The sequence below is a fragment of the Streptomyces sp. NPDC059002 genome (genome assembly GCF_042740435.1).
Taxonomy (GTDB): Bacteria; Actinomycetota; Actinomycetes; order Streptomycetales; family Streptomycetaceae; genus Streptomyces.
In genome coordinates, this window is the sequence record NZ_JBHYJI010000005.1 from 58,155 (window position 1) to 74,503 (window position 16,349).

17 protein-coding genes are annotated in these 16,349 nt (G+C 71.5%); 3 read left to right on the forward strand and 14 right to left on the reverse strand.

Translation table 11 applies throughout. The features are described from left to right. Positions 1–20: 20 nt before the first annotated feature. From ACFWZ2_RS06900 to ACFWZ2_RS06930, 7 genes are all read right to left on the reverse strand, one after another. The gene (locus ACFWZ2_RS06900; protein ID WP_384542932.1) at positions 21–1,034 is read right to left on the reverse strand and encodes a hemolysin family protein; all 1,014 of its coding nucleotides are present in this window, start codon (positions 1,032–1,034) and stop codon (positions 21–23) included. After that, positions 1,031–2,365, reverse strand: a complete 1,335-nt coding sequence (locus ACFWZ2_RS06905; RefSeq protein ID WP_384542935.1) for a hemolysin family protein — start codon at positions 2,363–2,365, stop codon at positions 1,031–1,033. The genes ACFWZ2_RS06900 and ACFWZ2_RS06905 overlap by 4 nt, the downstream gene beginning before the upstream one ends. 226 nt (positions 2,366–2,591) lie before the next feature. Further along, positions 2,592–3,017, reverse strand: a complete 426-nt coding sequence (locus tag ACFWZ2_RS06910) for a GNAT family N-acetyltransferase (RefSeq protein WP_384542938.1) — start codon at positions 3,015–3,017, stop codon at positions 2,592–2,594. A 97-nt stretch (positions 3,018–3,114) separates the two neighbouring features. Continuing rightward, positions 3,115–4,005, reverse strand: a complete 891-nt coding sequence (locus ACFWZ2_RS06915) for an LLM class F420-dependent oxidoreductase (RefSeq protein ID WP_384542941.1) — start codon at positions 4,003–4,005, stop codon at positions 3,115–3,117. A gap of 97 nt (positions 4,006–4,102) precedes the next feature. Continuing rightward, complete coding sequence (locus tag ACFWZ2_RS06920) at positions 4,103–4,993, reverse strand: LLM class F420-dependent oxidoreductase (protein ID WP_384542944.1); 891 nt, start codon at positions 4,991–4,993, stop codon at positions 4,103–4,105. Positions 4,994–5,059: 66 nt separating this feature from the next. Then, entirely contained in the window at positions 5,060–7,624 is a 2,565-nt protein-coding gene (locus tag ACFWZ2_RS06925; protein WP_384542947.1) for an ABC transporter permease, read from the reverse strand. An 11-nt stretch (positions 7,625–7,635) separates the two neighbouring features. Further along, positions 7,636–8,463, reverse strand: coding sequence for an ABC transporter ATP-binding protein (locus ACFWZ2_RS06930; protein ID WP_384542950.1), 828 nt, complete (start codon positions 8,461–8,463; stop codon positions 7,636–7,638). A gap of 188 nt (positions 8,464–8,651) precedes the next feature. On the opposite strand from ACFWZ2_RS06930, the gene ACFWZ2_RS06935 reads away from it, so the two are divergent. Next, complete coding sequence (locus ACFWZ2_RS06935; RefSeq protein ID WP_384542953.1) at positions 8,652–8,900, forward strand: toxin-antitoxin system HicB family antitoxin; 249 nt, start codon at positions 8,652–8,654, stop codon at positions 8,898–8,900. 4 nt (positions 8,901–8,904) lie between these two features. Beyond that, positions 8,905–9,276 carry a fic family toxin-antitoxin system, toxin component gene (locus tag ACFWZ2_RS06940; RefSeq protein WP_384542955.1) on the forward strand — a complete coding sequence of 124 codons (372 nt, stop codon included), beginning with the start codon at positions 8,905–8,907 and terminating at the stop codon, positions 9,274–9,276. 48 nt (positions 9,277–9,324) lie between these two features. On the opposite strand, the gene ACFWZ2_RS06945 is transcribed toward ACFWZ2_RS06940, so the two are convergent. The 5 genes from ACFWZ2_RS06945 to bioB form a co-directional block, all read right to left on the reverse strand. Then, positions 9,325–9,675 (reverse strand): VOC family protein, encoded by a 351-nt coding sequence (locus ACFWZ2_RS06945; protein ID WP_384542958.1) that lies wholly within the window; start codon positions 9,673–9,675, stop codon positions 9,325–9,327. Positions 9,676–9,745: 70 nt separating this feature from the next. Next, a complete protein-coding gene (locus tag ACFWZ2_RS06950) occupies positions 9,746–10,417 on the reverse strand; it encodes a class I SAM-dependent methyltransferase (protein ID WP_384542961.1) in 672 nt (223 codons plus the stop codon). 257 nt (positions 10,418–10,674) lie between these two features. Beyond that, entirely contained in the window at positions 10,675–11,409 is a 735-nt protein-coding gene (gene bioD, locus ACFWZ2_RS06955) for a dethiobiotin synthase (protein WP_384542963.1), read from the reverse strand. Between the two features lies 1 nt (position 11,410). After that, positions 11,411–12,700 (reverse strand): adenosylmethionine--8-amino-7-oxononanoate transaminase, encoded by a 1,290-nt coding sequence (locus ACFWZ2_RS06960; RefSeq protein WP_384542966.1) that lies wholly within the window; start codon positions 12,698–12,700, stop codon positions 11,411–11,413. Next, positions 12,693–13,919: a biotin synthase BioB gene (bioB, locus tag ACFWZ2_RS06965; RefSeq protein WP_384542969.1), complete on the reverse strand. Its 1,227-nt coding sequence runs from the start codon at positions 13,917–13,919 to the stop codon at positions 12,693–12,695. The genes ACFWZ2_RS06960 and bioB overlap by 8 nt, the downstream gene beginning before the upstream one ends. A 120-nt stretch (positions 13,920–14,039) precedes the next feature. Here bioB and ACFWZ2_RS06970 point away from each other — a divergent pair, with 120 nt between their 5' ends. After that, on the forward strand, positions 14,040–15,212 hold the full coding sequence (locus tag ACFWZ2_RS06970) for an 8-amino-7-oxononanoate synthase (RefSeq protein ID WP_384542972.1): 1,173 nt from the start codon (positions 14,040–14,042) through the stop codon (positions 15,210–15,212). 36 nt (positions 15,213–15,248) lie between these two features. Here ACFWZ2_RS06970 and ACFWZ2_RS06975 read toward each other — a convergent pair whose 3' ends face one another. Both ACFWZ2_RS06975 and ACFWZ2_RS06980 read right to left on the reverse strand, forming a co-directional pair. Further along, a complete protein-coding gene (locus tag ACFWZ2_RS06975) occupies positions 15,249–15,473 on the reverse strand; it encodes a DUF397 domain-containing protein (RefSeq protein WP_384542974.1) in 225 nt (74 codons plus the stop codon). Positions 15,474–15,482: 9 nt separating this feature from the next. Continuing rightward, entirely contained in the window at positions 15,483–16,346 is an 864-nt protein-coding gene (locus tag ACFWZ2_RS06980) for a helix-turn-helix domain-containing protein (protein ID WP_384542977.1), read from the reverse strand. Between the last annotated feature and the right edge of the window lie 3 nt (positions 16,347–16,349).

The window sequence follows — 16,349 nt, forward strand, 5'->3', positions numbered from 1 at the left end:
CTCGGTTGTGTACGGGCGGCTCACACGGGCTGGCCGAACAGCTCCCTGAGCACATCCTCCATGGTGACCATGCCGGCGAGCCTGCCGTCCGAGCCGAGCACCGCGGCCACGTGCGTACGGCTGCCGCGCATGGCGGTCAGGACGTCGTCCAGCGGGGTGTTCTCGCGGACCTGGGCGATCTTGCGCATGTCCGGGACCCGGAACGGCAGGTCCCGCGGCGACCGGTCGAGTGCGTCCTTGACGTGCAGATAGCCGACGATCCTGCGGCCCTCGTCGACGACGGGGAAGCGCGAGAACCCGGACTCGGCCGAGAGCCGCTCCAGTTGTTCCGGAGCGACGCCCACGCGCGCGTAGACCACGTCCTCCAGCGGCAGGACCACGTCCCTGACCGGACGGCGGCCCAGTTCGAGGGCGTCGTGCAGGCGCTCCTGCGCGCGGTCGTCGATCAGTCCCGCGTCACTGGAGTCCTTGACCATGCGGGCGAGTTCGTCGTCGGAGAAGCTCGCGGACACCTCGTCCTTGGCCTCGACGCGCAGCAGCTTCAGCAGGCCGTTGGCGAACGCGTTGATCGCGAAGATCACCGGGCGGAGCGCCCGCGCGAGGGCCACCAGCGGCGGCCCGAGCAGCAGCGCCGTGCGCACCGGCTCGGCGAGCGCGATGTTCTTGGGGACCATCTCGCCGAGCAGCATGTGCAGATACGTCGCCGCGGTGAGCGCGATGACGAAGGAGATCGGGTGCACCAGACCGTGCGGCACCCCGACGGCGTCGAAGACGGGCTCCAGGAGATGGGCGATGGCCGGTTCCGCGACGATGCCGAGGACGAGGGTGCACAGCGTGATGCCGAGCTGTGCCGCGGCGAGCAGCGCCGACACGTGCCGCAGCCCCCACATCACGCTCTTCGCGCGCTTGTTCCCCTCCTCCGCGTGCGGTTCGATCTGACTGCGGCGTACGGAGATGAGCGCGAACTCGGCGCCCACGAAGAAGGCGTTCACGACGAGCGTCGCGAAGCCGATCAGCAACTGGACGGCGATCATCGGGCATCCTCCTCCGGCTCGTCCGTGGTCAGGGGGGCGTGCAGGAGCACGCGCGCGGCGCGCCGCCCGGTGGCGTCCACGACGTCGAGCCGCCAGCCGCCGACCTCGACGCCGTCGCCGACGGCCGGGATCCTGCCGAGTTCGGTGGCGACGAGCCCGGCGAGCGTCTCGTAGGGGCCTTCGGGGACCCGCAGGCCGACCCGCGCGAGCTGGTCGGTGCGGGCGGCGCCGTCGGCGGAGTAGAGCGTCCTGCCCTCCTCGTCCGTGCCCGCCGCGGCGATGTCGGGCGTCTCGTGCGGGTCGTGCTCGTCCCGCACCTCGCCGACGACCTCCTCGACGATGTCCTCCAGCGTGGCCACTCCCGCGGTGCCGCCGTACTCGTCGATGACCACGGCCATCGTGCGCTTTCCGGACAGCCGGTCGAGGAGGCGGTCGACGGTCAGCGTCTCCGGTACGAGCAGCGGCTCGCGCATCAGCTCGGCCACGGGATAGCGGGCCCTGCGCTCGGCGGGCACGGCGAGCACGTCCTTGATGTGCGCGACGCCGACGACCGAGTCGAGGTTGCCGCGGTAGACGGGGAACCGGGACAGGCCGGTCGCGCGCGTGGCGTTCGCGACGTCCTCGCAGGTGGCGTGCGCGTCGAGGGCCATGACCTGGACGCGCGGCGTCATGACGTTCTCCGCGGTGAGGTCGGCGAGGTTCAGCGTGCGCATGAACAGCTCGGCGGTGTCCGCCTCCAGGGCGCCCTCCTTGGCGGAGTGGCGGGCCAGCGCGACCAGCTCCTTGGGGCCGCGCGCTGAGGCCAGCTCCTCGGCGGGCTCGATGCCGAAGCGGCGCACCGAACGGTTCGCGGTGTTGTTGAGATGCGTGATGAAGGGCCGGAAGGCGGCGCTGAACAGACGCTGCGGCGTCGCCACCCGCTTGGCGACGGCGAGCGGCGACGAGATCGCCCAGTTCTTGGGGACCAGCTCGCCGATGACCATCAGGAAGACGGTCGACAGGGCCGTGCCGATGACCAGGGCCACCGAGGACGCGGCCGACCGCGGCACGCCGATGTCGCCCAACGGGCCCGCGATCAGCTTGGCGATGGACGACTCGGAGAGCATGCCGACGACCAGATTGGTGACGGTGATGCCGAGCTGCGCGCCGGAGAGCTGGAAGGTGAGGTTCTTGACGGCCCGCAGGGCGCCGGCCGCGCCGCGCTCACCGCGTTCGACGGCCCGCTCGAGCTCGCTGCGCTCGACCGTCGTGAGGGAGAACTCCGCCGCGACGAAGACCCCACAGGTCAGACAGAGCAGCACCGCCACGAGGAGCAGGAGCACTTCGGTCATCGGGTCACCTCCGTCCCATGATCGTGCAGGGGCGGGCGGAACGCGCGATGTCGGGTACTGGGAGGCTCGCCCATGGGCGGACGCTCACACCTTTCAGTGGATACGAGTGGTGCCACCATGGTAAAGGCGCAGCAAAACAGCCTGGATGCCGGTCGGCTCGCCCACCACCGTCTTCGTGATCCAGCTCGGCTCGCCCACCAGCGTCGCCGTGCGGATCCCGGCAGGCTCAGCCGGCGAGCGGCTTCACCCAGCGGCTCCACTGCGGTTCGGGGGCGTAGCCCGCAGCGCGCCAGGCGTGGTGGGCGAGCTCGTTCCCGTCGAGGACCATCGCGTCGCCGCGGCGCCCGCCGAGTCGTACGAAGCGCTCCTCGGCGGCGGCGAGCAGGGCCGCCCCCACGCCCCTGCGGCGGTGGTCGGGATGGACGGCGAGGCGGTAGAGGTGACAGCGCCAGCCGTCGAATCCGGCGATGACCGTGCCCGCGAGCTGCCCCGCGCGCTCGGCGAGGATCAGCGCGTCGGGGTCGCGGGCGACGAGCCGCTCGACGCCGGAGCGGTCGTCGCTGATGCTGGTGCCCTCGGCGGCCACCTTCCAGAAGGCGAGCACGGCGTCGAGGTCGTCGGGCGTCGCGGCCCGGGTCCGAAGGTCGTCCATGGGGGCATCCCACCATCGACGGACGCCGTGGTGCGCGGGATTTTCGGCATACGGACGGGGTTCCGGAAGGCATGCGCACCACGACGGACCGTCGCCGTCAGCTCCCGGACAGTTCTTCGATGACGGGCCCGAACGTCTCGAAGTAGGGCTCGAGGACCGTGATGTACGAGAAGCCGTACCGCTCCCGCTGGGCGCGCAGCTGGTCGGCGATCTGCTGGACGGTGCCGATGAGGAGGAGCGGGAGTTCGAGCGCGGTGTCCTCGGTGAGGTGCGGGATGTAGTCGAGGACCGGGCGGATCGCGGCGCGCCGGTCGTCCGTCACCTCGACCATCTGGATGAGCAGGTTCAGCTCGGCCGGTTCGGTGCGGTGCGCGGCGAACCGGCGGTAGGCGGCGACCCGTTCGTCCAGTTCCTCGGCCGTGAGGTGCCGCATCGCGCCGCTGTTGTCGCCGGGGGTGGCCTTGGCTCCGGTGAAGGCGGCGATGTCGGCGTGTTCGGCGGTGAGTTTGAGCATGCGGTCGCCGTTGCCGCCGATCAGCAGGGGCGGGCGGGGCTTCTGGAGGGGCCGGGGCTGGTGTTCGTCGGAGCCGAGGAGTTCGTCCAACTTCTTGACGGCGTCCCGGAGATGGCTGACGCGTTCGCCCGGAGATCCCCACGGGAGCCCGGCTGCGTCGTGCTCGGCCTTCACATAGCCGGTGCCGAGGCCGAGTTCGAGGCGTCCGCCGGTCAGTGCGTCGGTCGTGGCCACCTCGCGGGCGAGGAGTGCGGGGTTCCAGAAGCCGGTGTTGAGGACGAAGGTGCCGACCCTGGGCCGTTCGGTGGCCTCGGCGGCGGCTACGAGGGAGGGGAACGGCGCCGGAGCGCCGAGGTGGTCGGGGACCAGGATCACGTCGTATCCCAGCTCCTCGGCCCTGCGGCATTTCTTGCGCCACTCGTCGCCGGTCGACAGGTTGACCATGTTGACGCCGAAACGGAACGGCCGGGTCATGGAGTCTCCTCGCGCATCGCATACTTGGCTGCTTCCGTGGCAAGTCCACCATCGGGTGCACCGCGGCCGCCAACGTATTCATGCGAGATGCAGGCACTCAGTCCCCGCTCAGCTCCTCGATCACCGGGCCGAACGCCTCCATGCCGGACTCCAGGACGCAGATGTACGAGAAGCCGAACCGCTCCCGCTGGGCGCGCAGTTGCTCCGCCATCTGCCGGACCGTGCCGAGCAGGACCACCGGCAGGTCGAGGGCCTGCTCCTCGGTGAGATGCGGGACGAGCCCGAGGGAGGGCCGGACGGTGGCCCGCCGGTCCTTGGTGACCTTGACCTGCTGGATCAGCAGATTCAGTTCGGCAGGGCGGCTGCGGGAGGAGGCGAAGCGCCGGTACGTGGCGACGCGTTCTTCGAGGTCCTCGGCGGAGAGCACGGTCAGCTTCCCCTCCGGCTCGCCGGGGGCCGGCCTGGCTCCGGTGAAGGCGGCGATGTCGGCGTGTTCGGCGGTGAGTTCGAGCATGCGGTCGCCGTTGCCGCCGATGAGGAGGGGCGGGCGGGGCTTCTGGGCGGGGTGGGGCTGGTGCTTGTCGGAGCCGAGGAGTTCGTCCAACTTCTTGATGGTGTCACGGAGATGGCTGACGCGTTCGCCCGGCGATCCCCAGGGCAGGTCGGCCGCGTCGTGTTCGGCCTTCACATAGCCGGTGCCGAGGCCGAGTTCGAGGCGTCCGCCGGTCAGTGCGTCGGTCGTGGCCACCTCGCGGGCGAGGAGCGCGGGGTTCCAGAATCCGGCGTTGAGGACGAAGGTGCCGACCCTCGGCCGCTCGGTGGCCTCGGCGGCCGCGACCATCGCGGGGAACGGCGCGGGCATCCCGAGATGGTCGGCGACCAGGATCACGTCGTATCCCAGCTCCTCGGCCCTGCGGCACTTCTTGCGCCACTCGTCGCCGGTCGAGGGGGCCATCATGGTGACGCCGAAGCGGAACGGCCGGGTCATGAACTCTCCTCGTGTGCCGAAGGTGGGGCCGGTCCCGAAGGCGGGGCCGACGCGTGGTGCGGATCGTCACTCGTGCGCGATGGCCGCCAGGACGTTCATGCGGGACGCGCGCAGCGCCGGGAGCAGCGCCGCGGCGAGCCCCACGACCACCGAGCCGATCACCACCGCGACGATGGTGGACCAGGGGATCGCGAGTTCCTTCATGCCCTGCAACGCAAGGACCTGTTGCACGGCGACCCCCCAGACCAGACCGAGCGCGAGCCCGAGCAGCGCGCCGAACACCGCGATGACCACCGACTCCAGGCGGATCATCCGCCGCAGCTGACGCCGCCCGAGGCCGATGGCGCGCAGCAGCCCGATCTCCCGGGTGCGCTCGACGACGGACAGGGCAAGGGTGTTGACCACGCCGAGCACCGCGATGACGATCGCCAGGCCGAGCAGGGCGTAGACGAGGTAGAGCATCACGGCGATCTGCTGGCGGATCAGGTCCTTGTAGTCGGCCTGGTCGCGCACCTGGACCTGCGGATACGGATCGAGGGTCTTCTCCAGCCGCTCGCGCAGGGTGTCCGCGTCCGTGCCCGAGGCCGCGTTGACGTACAGCGCGGAGTCCTGCCCGCCCGGCACGTACTTCTCGACCGTGCCGAACCCGACGAAGATGCCGCCCTCGATGCCGAAGCCCTCGGCCGTGTCCTGGTCGGTGAGCGCGCCCACCGTCAGCTTCGCCGTCTGCTCGCCGGGGAAGGTGATGGACAGCGTGTCGCCCATGCGCACCTTGTGCTTCTCGGCGAAGTCGACGTCCATGCCGATGTGGCCCGCCGCCAGCGCCGCACGGGAACTCCCTTGTGCGTACGGGATGTTGGCGACGTCGTCGAGGCGCGGATCGTAGCCGGACGCGGTCGTCTCGACCTTCTTGCCGTCGGGCAGCGCCAGTTTCATGGGCGTGAAGCGCTGGCGTACGACGAGGCCCGCGCCCTCGGTGTCCCTGACCTTCTCCGTGATCTCCTGCGGGAACGGCAGGAAGTTGCTGTTCTGCACGATGAAGTCGGCGCCGAGCGTCTTGTCGATCTGCCGGTCGAACGACTTGGTCATCGACGCGCTCGCCACGGAGAGGCCGCCCACGAGCGCGAGGCCCACCATCAGGGCGGCGGCCGTGGCGCCCGTGCGACGCGGGTTGCGCAGCGCGTTGCGCTGGCTCATCCGGCCGATCGATCCGAAGACCGCGGGGAACGCGCCGCCGAGCACGCGGATGACCGGGCGCACCAGGAGCGGCCCCGCGATGACGGTGGCGATCAGGGTCAGGACGATGCCGAGGCCGAGCAGCGAAGCGGCCGACGAGGTCTTCTCCGCGGTCGCGCAGCCCACCAGGGCGGCGGCCCCGGCCGCGGCGACGAGGGCGCCCGCCACGGCGCGTACCTTCAACGGCCGCCCCACACCGGCGATCTCGGCGTCCGCGAGCGCGGCCATCGGCGAGACGTGCGCGGCCCGGCGCGCCGGGAGGTACGCGGCGACGAACGTGACACCGACCCCGACGACGTACGAGGCGACCGGCGTCACCCAGCCGATCACCATCTCCGTGGACTTGAGGTTCATCCCGAGCAGGCCCATCAGCTGAATGAGCCCGAGGGCGAGGCCGATGCCGACGGCGAGGCCGAGCGTCGAGCCGACGAGGCCGAGCAGCAGCGCCTCGATGAGCACGGAGCGGCGCACCTGCCGCCGGTCGGCGCCGAGCGCGCGCAGCAGGCCCAGCTCGCGGGTGCGCTGGGCGATCAGCATCGAGAAGGTGTTGACGATCAGGAAGATGCCCACGAGGACGGCGACACCGGCGAAGCCGAGCATCACGTACTTGATGACGTCCAGGAAGCCGCCGAACTCGGACGCCGCGGACTCGGCCTGCTCGTCGGCGGTCTTCAGGTCGTAGCCGGAGCCGAGATCGGCGGCGATGCGGCGCTTGAGCGTCGTGTCGGGCACGCCGTCGGCCGCGCTCACGGAGATGCTCGTCGCCGCGTCCTTCGAGCCGAGCAGCTCGCGCTGGGCGGCCGCGGTGTCCAGGAAGACGAGGGCGGCGCCGGGGTTGGTGGTGGTGAAGGTGGCGATCCCGACGATCTTCACCTTGAACGAGCCGGGGCGCGCGAGAACGGTGAGGGTGTCGCCGATCTCCACGTCCTTCTTGTCGGCCGTGTCCGCGTCGATCATCGCCTGACCGCCGCCGCGCGGGGCATGGCCCGAGGTCAGCTCCACGGGACTGCGGTCGGTGGGGTACCAGTTGGTGGCGATCGTGGGCGCACCGGTGGTCGGCCCGACCGATTCGTTGTCGCGGTCGACGACGGTGATGTTGTCGACCGACACGTCGATGTGCGCGGCGGAGACCCCGTCGACCTTCGCCACGCGCTGCCGCAGGTCCGCGGGCACCGTCGGCGTCTGCCCGGAGGGCACCGCCTCGTCGAGGTCGTCCTTGGGGGCGACCGTCACATCGGCGGACGTCGAGGCGAAGAGCCGGTCGAAGGTGCGCGTCACCGTGTCCGAGAAGATCAGACTGCCCGCGACGAACGCGACCGAGAGGATGACGGCGAGGGCGGAGAGCAGCAGCCGGCCCTTGTGCGCGAGGAAGCTCCTGAGTGTCGCCTTCAGCACGGCGCCCCGCCTCAGCCCTGCTCGGTGGGGCCGTCGGAGGACCCGTGCGGCCCCGGCGTCATCGCGTGCAGCACGTCGTAGCGCTTCATGCGTTCCAGGACCGCGTCCGCCGTCGGCTGCGCCATGTCGTCCACGAGCCGTCCGTCGCCGAGGAAGAGGACCAGGTCGGAGTGGGCGGCCGCGCCGGGGTCGTGGGTCACCATCACGACGCTCTGGCCGAGTTGGTCGACCGCCTCGCGCAGGAAGCCGAGGACTTCGAGCCCGGCGCGCGAGTCGAGGTTGCCCGTCGGTTCGTCGGCGAAGATCAGCTCGGGTTTGGAGGCGAGCGCACGGGCGCACGCCACGCGCTGCTGCTGGCCGCCGGAGAGCTGGGAGGGGCGGTGCTTGAGGCGGTCCCGCAGGCCGAGCGTGTCGATGACGTGCTCCAGCCACTCGCGGTCGGGGCGCTGTCCCGCGATGTCCATCGGGAGCGTCATGTTCTCCAGGGCGTTGAGCGTGGGGATGAGGTTGAAGGACTGGAACATGAAGCCGATGCGGTCCCGCCGCAGCCGGGTCAGCTCGCGCTCCTTGAGGCCCGTGATCTCCGTGTCGCCGAGCCACACCTGGCCCGCCGACACATTGTCGAGCCCGGCCAGGCAGTGCATCAGCGTGGACTTTCCCGAGCCCGAAGGGCCCATGACGGCGGTGAACCGCTCGCGGGCGATGTCCACGTCGACCGAGTCGAGGGCGAGCACGGTCGTCTCGCCCGAGCCGTAGGCCTTGGTCAGGCCGCGGGCGCGGGCGGCGATCCCGGCGGGCCCCGAGTGCCCGGTGAACGGTGCCGAAGCAGGTGTGGACAAGGCCGCCTCCTGGGTTGTGGCCGTTCCAACTCCCGTAGTTCCGCCGAGAGTAGTGGGGCGGACAGGGTGTCCGGTATCCCTCCGAGGTCGGGCCCCGAAACGTATGTAGGGGGCAAGCTCCTGGCGTCCGGCAGGACGGGGTCCTGGCGCTCTTGCCGGTGCTAGCGCCCCGGCGCTAGCTTGAAGGCATGGCGAAGACTCAGCTGAACGTACGGGTGGACGAGGACACCGCCCGGGCCGCGCGGGAGCGCGCCCTGGCCCGGGGCATGAGCGTGAACCGCTACATCGAGGAACTGGTCAAACAGGACGCGGGCGAAGTGGGACACACCTTCGTCGAGGCCGCGGCCGACTTCATGAAGCAGTACGAAACCGTCTTCGCCGACGAGTTCGGCCCCGACCGCGAGGGCAGCCGCCCGGTGCGTGAAGGTCGTCGCTGAGCCCTTGAACCTCAGAATCGATCTTGCCTGGCTCTTGATGATCGCCGAACACAAGACGCCCGGAGACCCTCAAGTCACCGACTGGGGCGCCCTCGTGGCCGCCATCAGCCGCCACGAGGCGGAAATATTCGGCATGCCCGTCTACGAAACCCCGCACGACCGCGCCGCGGCCCTCCTGCAGGTGCTGCTCCACATCCCCGCACTCGAACGCTCGAACGCGCTCTTCGCCTCCTCCGTCGCGTACGCCTATCTCGTCTCCAGCGGACTGAAGGTCGTCACCTCGCCCGAGCAGGTGCGCGACCTGGCACGTTTGGTGAAGGAGGACGGCGTGAGCGTGCACGCCATAGCGGACCAGCTGCGGCTGTGGAGCCTGTGAGCGTCCGGGCCCGCGCATCGCGGGCCCGGCGGCCCGCCCGGCCCGGTCTCAGAGGTCGGTGGCCCGCTCGTGCCGGGGCTCGTACAGGCCGATCTCGCCGCCGCCCGGCAGCCGGAAGCGGGTCAGCAGACCCCAGCCCGCGTCGGTGACCGGCTGGGTGAACTCCACGCCCCGGTCGGTCAGTTCGGCCACCGTCCCCTCGACGTCGTCGCACATCAGATAGAGCTCGTGCGATTCGGGACCCTCGGTGGGATGCACGGCCGCCTCGGCCGGCGGGAGCTTGAAGATCAGCCAGCCGTGGCCCGCGTCGACATGCGGATACCTCAGTACGTCGGCGAAGAACACCCGGTCGGCCTCGGCGTCCCTGCTGTACACGATCACGTGCGCACCATTGATCATGCGGCGAGGATAGACAGGGATGCCGCCGGGTTCGGTGAGCGACCGCGCCGGTCCGCGGCCGGGCCGCGTGTCACGGGGCGTCGGGGCGGTGCGCCGTGCCGAGCACGCAGTACGACGTCGGCAGGCGCGGCCCCTTCGCGGGCACCAGGAACCGCCGGTGCGCGCCCAGTTCGAAGCCCGCGGCGCGCAGCTCCGCCAGGGTGTCCCGCGACACGTGGCAGCCGCCGAACAGCGGCGGCCACACCGTGCGATCGAGGGCGCGCTGAGTGGTGGCCATCAGCCTGCCAGGTGCCCGGCCGTGCTCGAAGAACCGCAGTTCGCCGCCGGGCCGCAGCACCCGGTGGATCTCGCCGAGCGCCCTGCGCACGTCGCGCACGCTGCACAGCACGAGTGAGACGACCGCGGCGTCGAACGCCTCGCTCTTGACGGGCAGCGCCTCGGCGGCGCCCGGCACGACATCGACGGGCACCTCGGCCCGCAGCGCCGCGGACCGGGCGAGCTTGCGCAGCAGGCGCTCCGGTTCGATCGCCACGACCTCGGAGACCGCACCCGGGTAGTACGCGAAGTTGAGGCCGTTGCCCGCGCCGATCTCGATGACCCGGCCCGAGAGGCCGGTGAGCAGCTCCCGGCGATGCGTGCCGATCACGGGTTCGGCGGCCACGCTCTGACGGGCGTAGAAGCGGGCGAAGACGGGGTGGTGCACGGCATCCCGGGGCACGGGCCCGGGGGAGCGAGGCGACATGGACCCTCCTCGACGGAGCGGGCGGATACCGCAATGGTGCCCCGATCGCGGGCATTCCCTTCCTGCTCGGGGCAGGCAGTCGCTCGGGGGCCTGCGTGCGGCAGGCCGTCACCCGGTGGTCCTGCGTGCGGCAGGCAGTCGCCCGGTGGTCCTGCGTGCCGCAGGCAGTCGCCCGCGAGGCACGGCGGGGCGGGCCGACCGGGAGGTCCCGCCCGCCCCGCGTCCGCACGGTCCGTGACGTCAGCGTGCCCGGGGCCTCAGCGCGCCCGCGCCGCCGGAGCCTCCCGCTCCGCGAAGGCCGCCGCGTCCCACGTGCCGCCGAGCTCGGGACCCAGCCAACTCCCGGCCGCCGCACGGAAGTCCGCGCCTTCGAGCGACCCGGCCCCCTCCGGCACCGCGCCGAGGAGCGGGGCGCCCGCGTCCTTCGGCAGGTCCGCGAGGTTGCAGCGGGACGCCAGGTCGGGGACGGCGGGCCAGCTGCCGACCAGCGGGCCCAACGGGCGTACCCCGCGCGCCCGCAGCGCCTCCGCCGTCAGCGCCGTCGCATTGAGCGTGCCGAGGCCCGCCGACACGACCATCAGGACCGGCGCGTCCAGCAGCCGTGCGGCGTCCGCGAGCGTGCCGCCCTCGTCGTCGAGGCGCACGAGCAGCCCGCCCGCGCCCTCGACCAGGACGAGATCGTGCTCGGTCGCCAGCTTCGCCGCCGCGTCGGCCACCTCGTGCGCGTGCACCTGCGCGAGACCGGCCCGGCGCGCCGCGACGTCAGGCGCCAACGGCTCGGGATAGCGGGCGAGTTCACGGGTGGTGATCCCGTCGCCCGCGAGCCGCGCCACCTCCTGGGCGTCGCCGGGATCGCCGGGCCCGACCCCGGTCTGCGCCGGTTTGAGCACGGCGACGCTGCGCCCGGCCGCGCGGGCCACGGCGGCCACCGCGGCCGTCGTCACCGTCTTGCCGATCTCCGTGCCCGTACCGGACACCACGATCACCGGCATGTCAGCCCTCCTTCGCCGCCGCGCACACCGCGCGCGCGATCCCGGCCACGTCGTCGTCGCCCGTGATGAACGGCGGCATCGTGTAGATCAGGTCGCGGAACGGCCGCACCCACACGCCCTCGCGCACCGCGGCGCGCGTCGCCGCCGCCATGTCCACCGGGTGGTCGAGCTGCACGACGCCGATCGCCCCGAGGACCCGGACCTCCCGCACCGAAGGCAGCGCGGCCGCCTCGGCGAGCCCCTCGCGCAGACCCGACTCGATGCGCTTGACCTCGGTCTGCCAGTCCTGCCCGAGCAGCAGGTCGATCGAGGCCCCGGCCACCGCCGCGGCCAGCGGATTGCCCATGAACGTCGGCCCGTGGGCCAGGACAGGCACCTCGCCCCGGGAGATGCCGTCCGCGACGCGGGCCGTGCAGAGCGTCGCCGCCATCGACAGATAGCCGCCGGTCAGCGCCTTGCCGACGCACATCACATCGGGTGTGACCGCCGCGTGGTCGGCCGCGAACAGCGCGCCCGTGCGGCCGAAGCCCGTCGCGATCTCGTCGAGGACCAGCAGGACGTCATGGGCGTCGCACGCCTCCCGCAGGGCGCGGAGATAGCGGGGTGAGTGGAACCGCATCCCGCCCGCGCCCTGCACCACGGGCTCCACGATCACGGCGGCCAGTTCGTGGGCGTGCGCCCCGATCAGCTCATGCAGGTGATCGGCGTACGACTCGTCGTACGCGTCGAAACCGGACGGCGGCGCGTCCGCGAACACCTGCTGCGGAAGCACCCCCTGCCACAGCTCGTGCATGCCCCCCTCGGGGTCGCACACGGCCATCGGCTGCCAGGTGTCCCCGTGGTAGCCGCCGCGCCAGGTCAGCATCCGGCGCTTCTCGGGGCGGCCGAGCGAGCGCCAGTGCTGCAGACACATCTTGACCGCGACCTCGACCGCGACCGAACCCGAGTCGGAGAGGAAGACGTGTTCGAGGCCGTCGGGCGTGATGTCGACGAGGCGTTTGGCGAGCGAGACGGCGGGCTCGTGCGTGAGCCCGCCGAACATCACATGGCTCATGCGGTCCAGCTGGCCGCGCACCGCGTCGTTGAGGACGGGGTGGTTGTAGCCGTGGATCGCCGACCACCAGGACGACATGCCGTCGATCAGCTCGGTCCCGCTGCCCGCCAGACGCATCCTGACGCCGCTGGCGGACTCGACGACCAGGGGTTCCTGGCGCCCCGGCATCGGTCCGTAGGGGTGCCAGACGTGCTTGCGGTCGAGCGCGAGCAGATCCGGCGTGGACAGCTCAGGCATTGGGCGCCAGGTCCGTTCCCGCGCCCCTGCGGCGCACCGCCACCAGGTCCGTGCGCGCCTCGTTCGCCTCGGCCACGGGCTCGGGCGTGGTCTCCGCCTGTGCCACCGGTTCGGAGCTCCCGCAGGGACCGCAGCCACCCGCGTCGTGCGTACCGCACCCGCCCTTGTCGTGCGAGCCGCAGCCCGCCGCGGCGGCGGCCGCGGCGGCCGCGTCGACGCGATGCCGCGGGAGCGTCACCTGGTCCGTGCCCTCGACCTCGAAACCGGCGTCCGCGATCATGTCCAGGTCCGCCTGGCCCGCCTGGCCCTCACTGGTCAGGTAGTCGCCCAGGAAGATCGAGTTCGCCAGGTTCAGGGCGAGCGGCTGCATCGAGCGCAGATGGACCTCGCGGCCGCCCGCGATGCGCACCTCGATGTCCGGGCAGACGAAGCGGGTCATCGCGAGGATGCGCAGACAGCGCTGCGGCGTGAGGTTCCACTCCTTGGCCAGCGGCGTGCCCTCGAAGGGGATCAGGAAGTTCACCGGCACCGAGTCCGCGTCGAGTTCGCGCAGTGCGTACACCACGTCGACCAGGTCCGCGTCGCTCTCGCCCATCCCCGCGATGAGCCCCGAGCAGGCGGAGAGGCCCGCCGCGTGCGCCTTCTGCACGGTGTCGACACGGTCGGCGTACGTGTGCGTCTTGGTGATGTCGCCGTACGTCGCCTCGGACGTATTGAGGTTGTGGTTGTACGCGTCGGCGCCCGCGCCGCGCAGGCGCTCGGCCTGACCGTCGGAGAGCAGGCCGAGACAGGCGCACACCTCGACGCCCTCGTTCTGCTCCTTGACCGCCGCGATGGTCTGCGCGACCCGGTCGACGTCGCGGTCCGTGGGCCCGCGGCCGCTGGCCACCAGACAGACCCGCTTGGCGCCGCCCGCGACCCCGGCGGCCGCCGCCTTCGACGCCTCGTCGGGCTTCAGCCAGGTGTACTTGAGGATCTCGGCCTTGGAGCCGAGCCGCTGCGAACAGTACGAACAGTCCTCGGGGCACAGGCCCGACTTGAGGTTGACCAGATAGTTGAGTTTCACCCGTCGCCCGAACCAGTGCCGCCGCACCTTCCCGGCGGCGGCCACTACGTCCAGGAGATCGTCGTCGGAGGTGGCCAGCACGGCCAGCGCCTCTTCACGGCTCGGCAGCTCGCGCCGAAGCCCCTTGTCCACCAGCGTGTTCAGCAGATCCATGGCGCTGATCCTTACGTACGGCGACCCCCCTGGCCAAGGAGAGTTCGCACAACAGAAACGGTTTGAGGTGTGGGTATTGCCACACCCTGGCCCGGTGGCCTGGCGACTAGGGTCTGTGCAATGTCTACAAACAGGCCCCGAGTGGCGGCATCGGCGAGCGCGCCGTTCGACTGGATCGACGAGCAGGCGAGGCTGCGGTCCGAGGCCGGGCTCGTCCGGACGCTGCGCCCCCGCGCCGCCGACGCGGGCGGCCTCCTCGATCTGGCGAGCAACGACTATCTGGGCCTGACCCGGCACCCGGCGATCGCCGAGGGCGCGGCCGCCGCCGCCCGGCGCTGGGGCGGCGGCGCGACCGGCTCGCGCCTCGTGACGGGCACGACGGAGCTGCACGCCGAGCTGGAGCGCGAACTCGCCGACTTCTGCGGCTTCGAGGCGGCGCTCGTCTTCTCCTCCGGCTATGCGGCGAACCTCGCCGCGGTCACCGCGCTCGCCCCGCACGGCTCACTGATCGTCTCCGACGCCGGCAACCACGCGTCCCTCATCGACGGCTGCCGCCTCGCGCGCGCCGCGACGCAGGTGGTGCCGCACGCCGACCCCGCGGCGGTGCGCAAGACCCTCGACGCGCACGACGGGCCCGCCGTCCTGGTCAGCGACTCGGTGTTCTCGGTGGACGGCGACGCGGCGCCGCTCGCCGAACTCGCCACTGCCTGCCGGGAGTTCGGGGCCGGGCTGATCGTCGACGACGCCCATGGGCTCGGTGTGCTCGGCGCCGGAGGGCGGGGCGCGCCGCAGGCCGCGGGACTCGCGGGCGCGCCCGACACCGTGGTCACGCTCACCCTCTCGAAGTCCTTCGGCAGCCAGGGCGGCGCCGTGCTCGGCCCGGCCAAGGTCATCGAGCATCTGGTGAACGCGGCCCGCACCTTCATCTTCGACACGGGGCTCGCCCCCGCATCGGTGGGTGCCGCGCTCGCCGCGCTGCGGCTGCTGCGCGCCGAGCCCGAGCGTGCCGCGCGGGCCCGTGCGGTTGCCGCTGAGCTGCATCAACTCCTCACGGCTGAAGGGCTGTTGGCGGTACGTCCCGACGCCGCCGTCGTCTCCGTGCGGGCGCCGTCTCCGGACGAGGCCGTGCAGTGGGCCGCCGACTGCCGGGCGGCGGGCCTCGCCGTGGGGTGCTTCCGGCCGCCGTCCGTGCCGGACGGGATCTCGCGACTGCGGCTGACCGCCCGTGCGGATCTCACCGGCGGACAGATCGCCGATGCCGTACGAGTGATCAGCCGCACCGCACCCAGGTGAAGATATGTTCCTGGCCCACAAGGGGCCGGGGTCTGCTCACCGGAGGCTGTCTACGAACGTCTCCCAGGGGCCGGGGGAGAAGAGCAGGGCGGGCCCTGCCGTGTCCTTCGAGTCACGCACGGCGCGCAGGCCGGATAGCGGACCCGAGTCGAGCGTGGCCGTCTCGACACAGTTGTTCATTCCATTACTGCGACTGCTGCGCTGCCACCGCGCAACATGCAGTGTGGCGCTGGAAGGTACGTGCCGAGGCAGTGCGGTCATGGTGCCTCCTTACACGCCGTCGCCTAGCCCGGCGATGAAATCCGTTGAGTCCTCTGGTGATAGCGCCTGTCCCTGAAGGGAGGTGAAGGCCTCCGTGTATGCCTGGAGGTCTTCTTTCCGCTCGAGGTAGAGGCTACTCGTCAAATGGTCGAGAACAACCAGATCCAGATCAGCAATGTTCGGAAATGAGAAAATAACGAAAGGACCGATGAGGCCCACATGCTCTCCGGCTGCGAACGGCAGTACCTGAAGCCGCACATGGGGCAGGTGTGCCGTGTCCCTTAACCGCGCGAGCTGCCCCGAGAAGACCTCATCACCGCCCACCGGACGTCTCAGCACCGCCTCGTCGAGGACCACGCTCAGCCGCAGCGGCGGATCCGCGCGCAGCACGTCCTGACGGGCGAGCCGCACCTCCACCAACGCCTCGACCTGCTCCTCCGGCAGCCCGCCGAGCGCCGCCCTGGTCACCGCGCGCGCGTAGTCCGGTGTCTGCAACAGGCCGGGTACGACACTGGTTTCCAGGGTGCGCACCCAACTCGCCTGTGATTCAAGGCTGATGAAGTCGCGATAGGTGGCGGGCAGCAGGTCGCGGTAGGCCTTCCACCAGTGGTGGCGGCCCGACCCCGCGTCGTCGGCGCCGCCCAACGCGGCCAGGCGCTCGATGAGGTGAGGGTCCTTCACGTCGTACGCCTCGAGCAGGAGCCGCACGTCGGCGGCCTTCACGCCGCTGCGGCCCGTCTCGATCCGGCTGACCTTCGACTGGTGCCAGCCGACCTTGGCCGCGGCCTCGCTGCTGGTGAGTCCGGCAAGGCCGCGCAGTGTGCGCAATTCTGCACCGAGTTGGCGGCGGCGCACCGCGGGCCCGTACTGCATGCC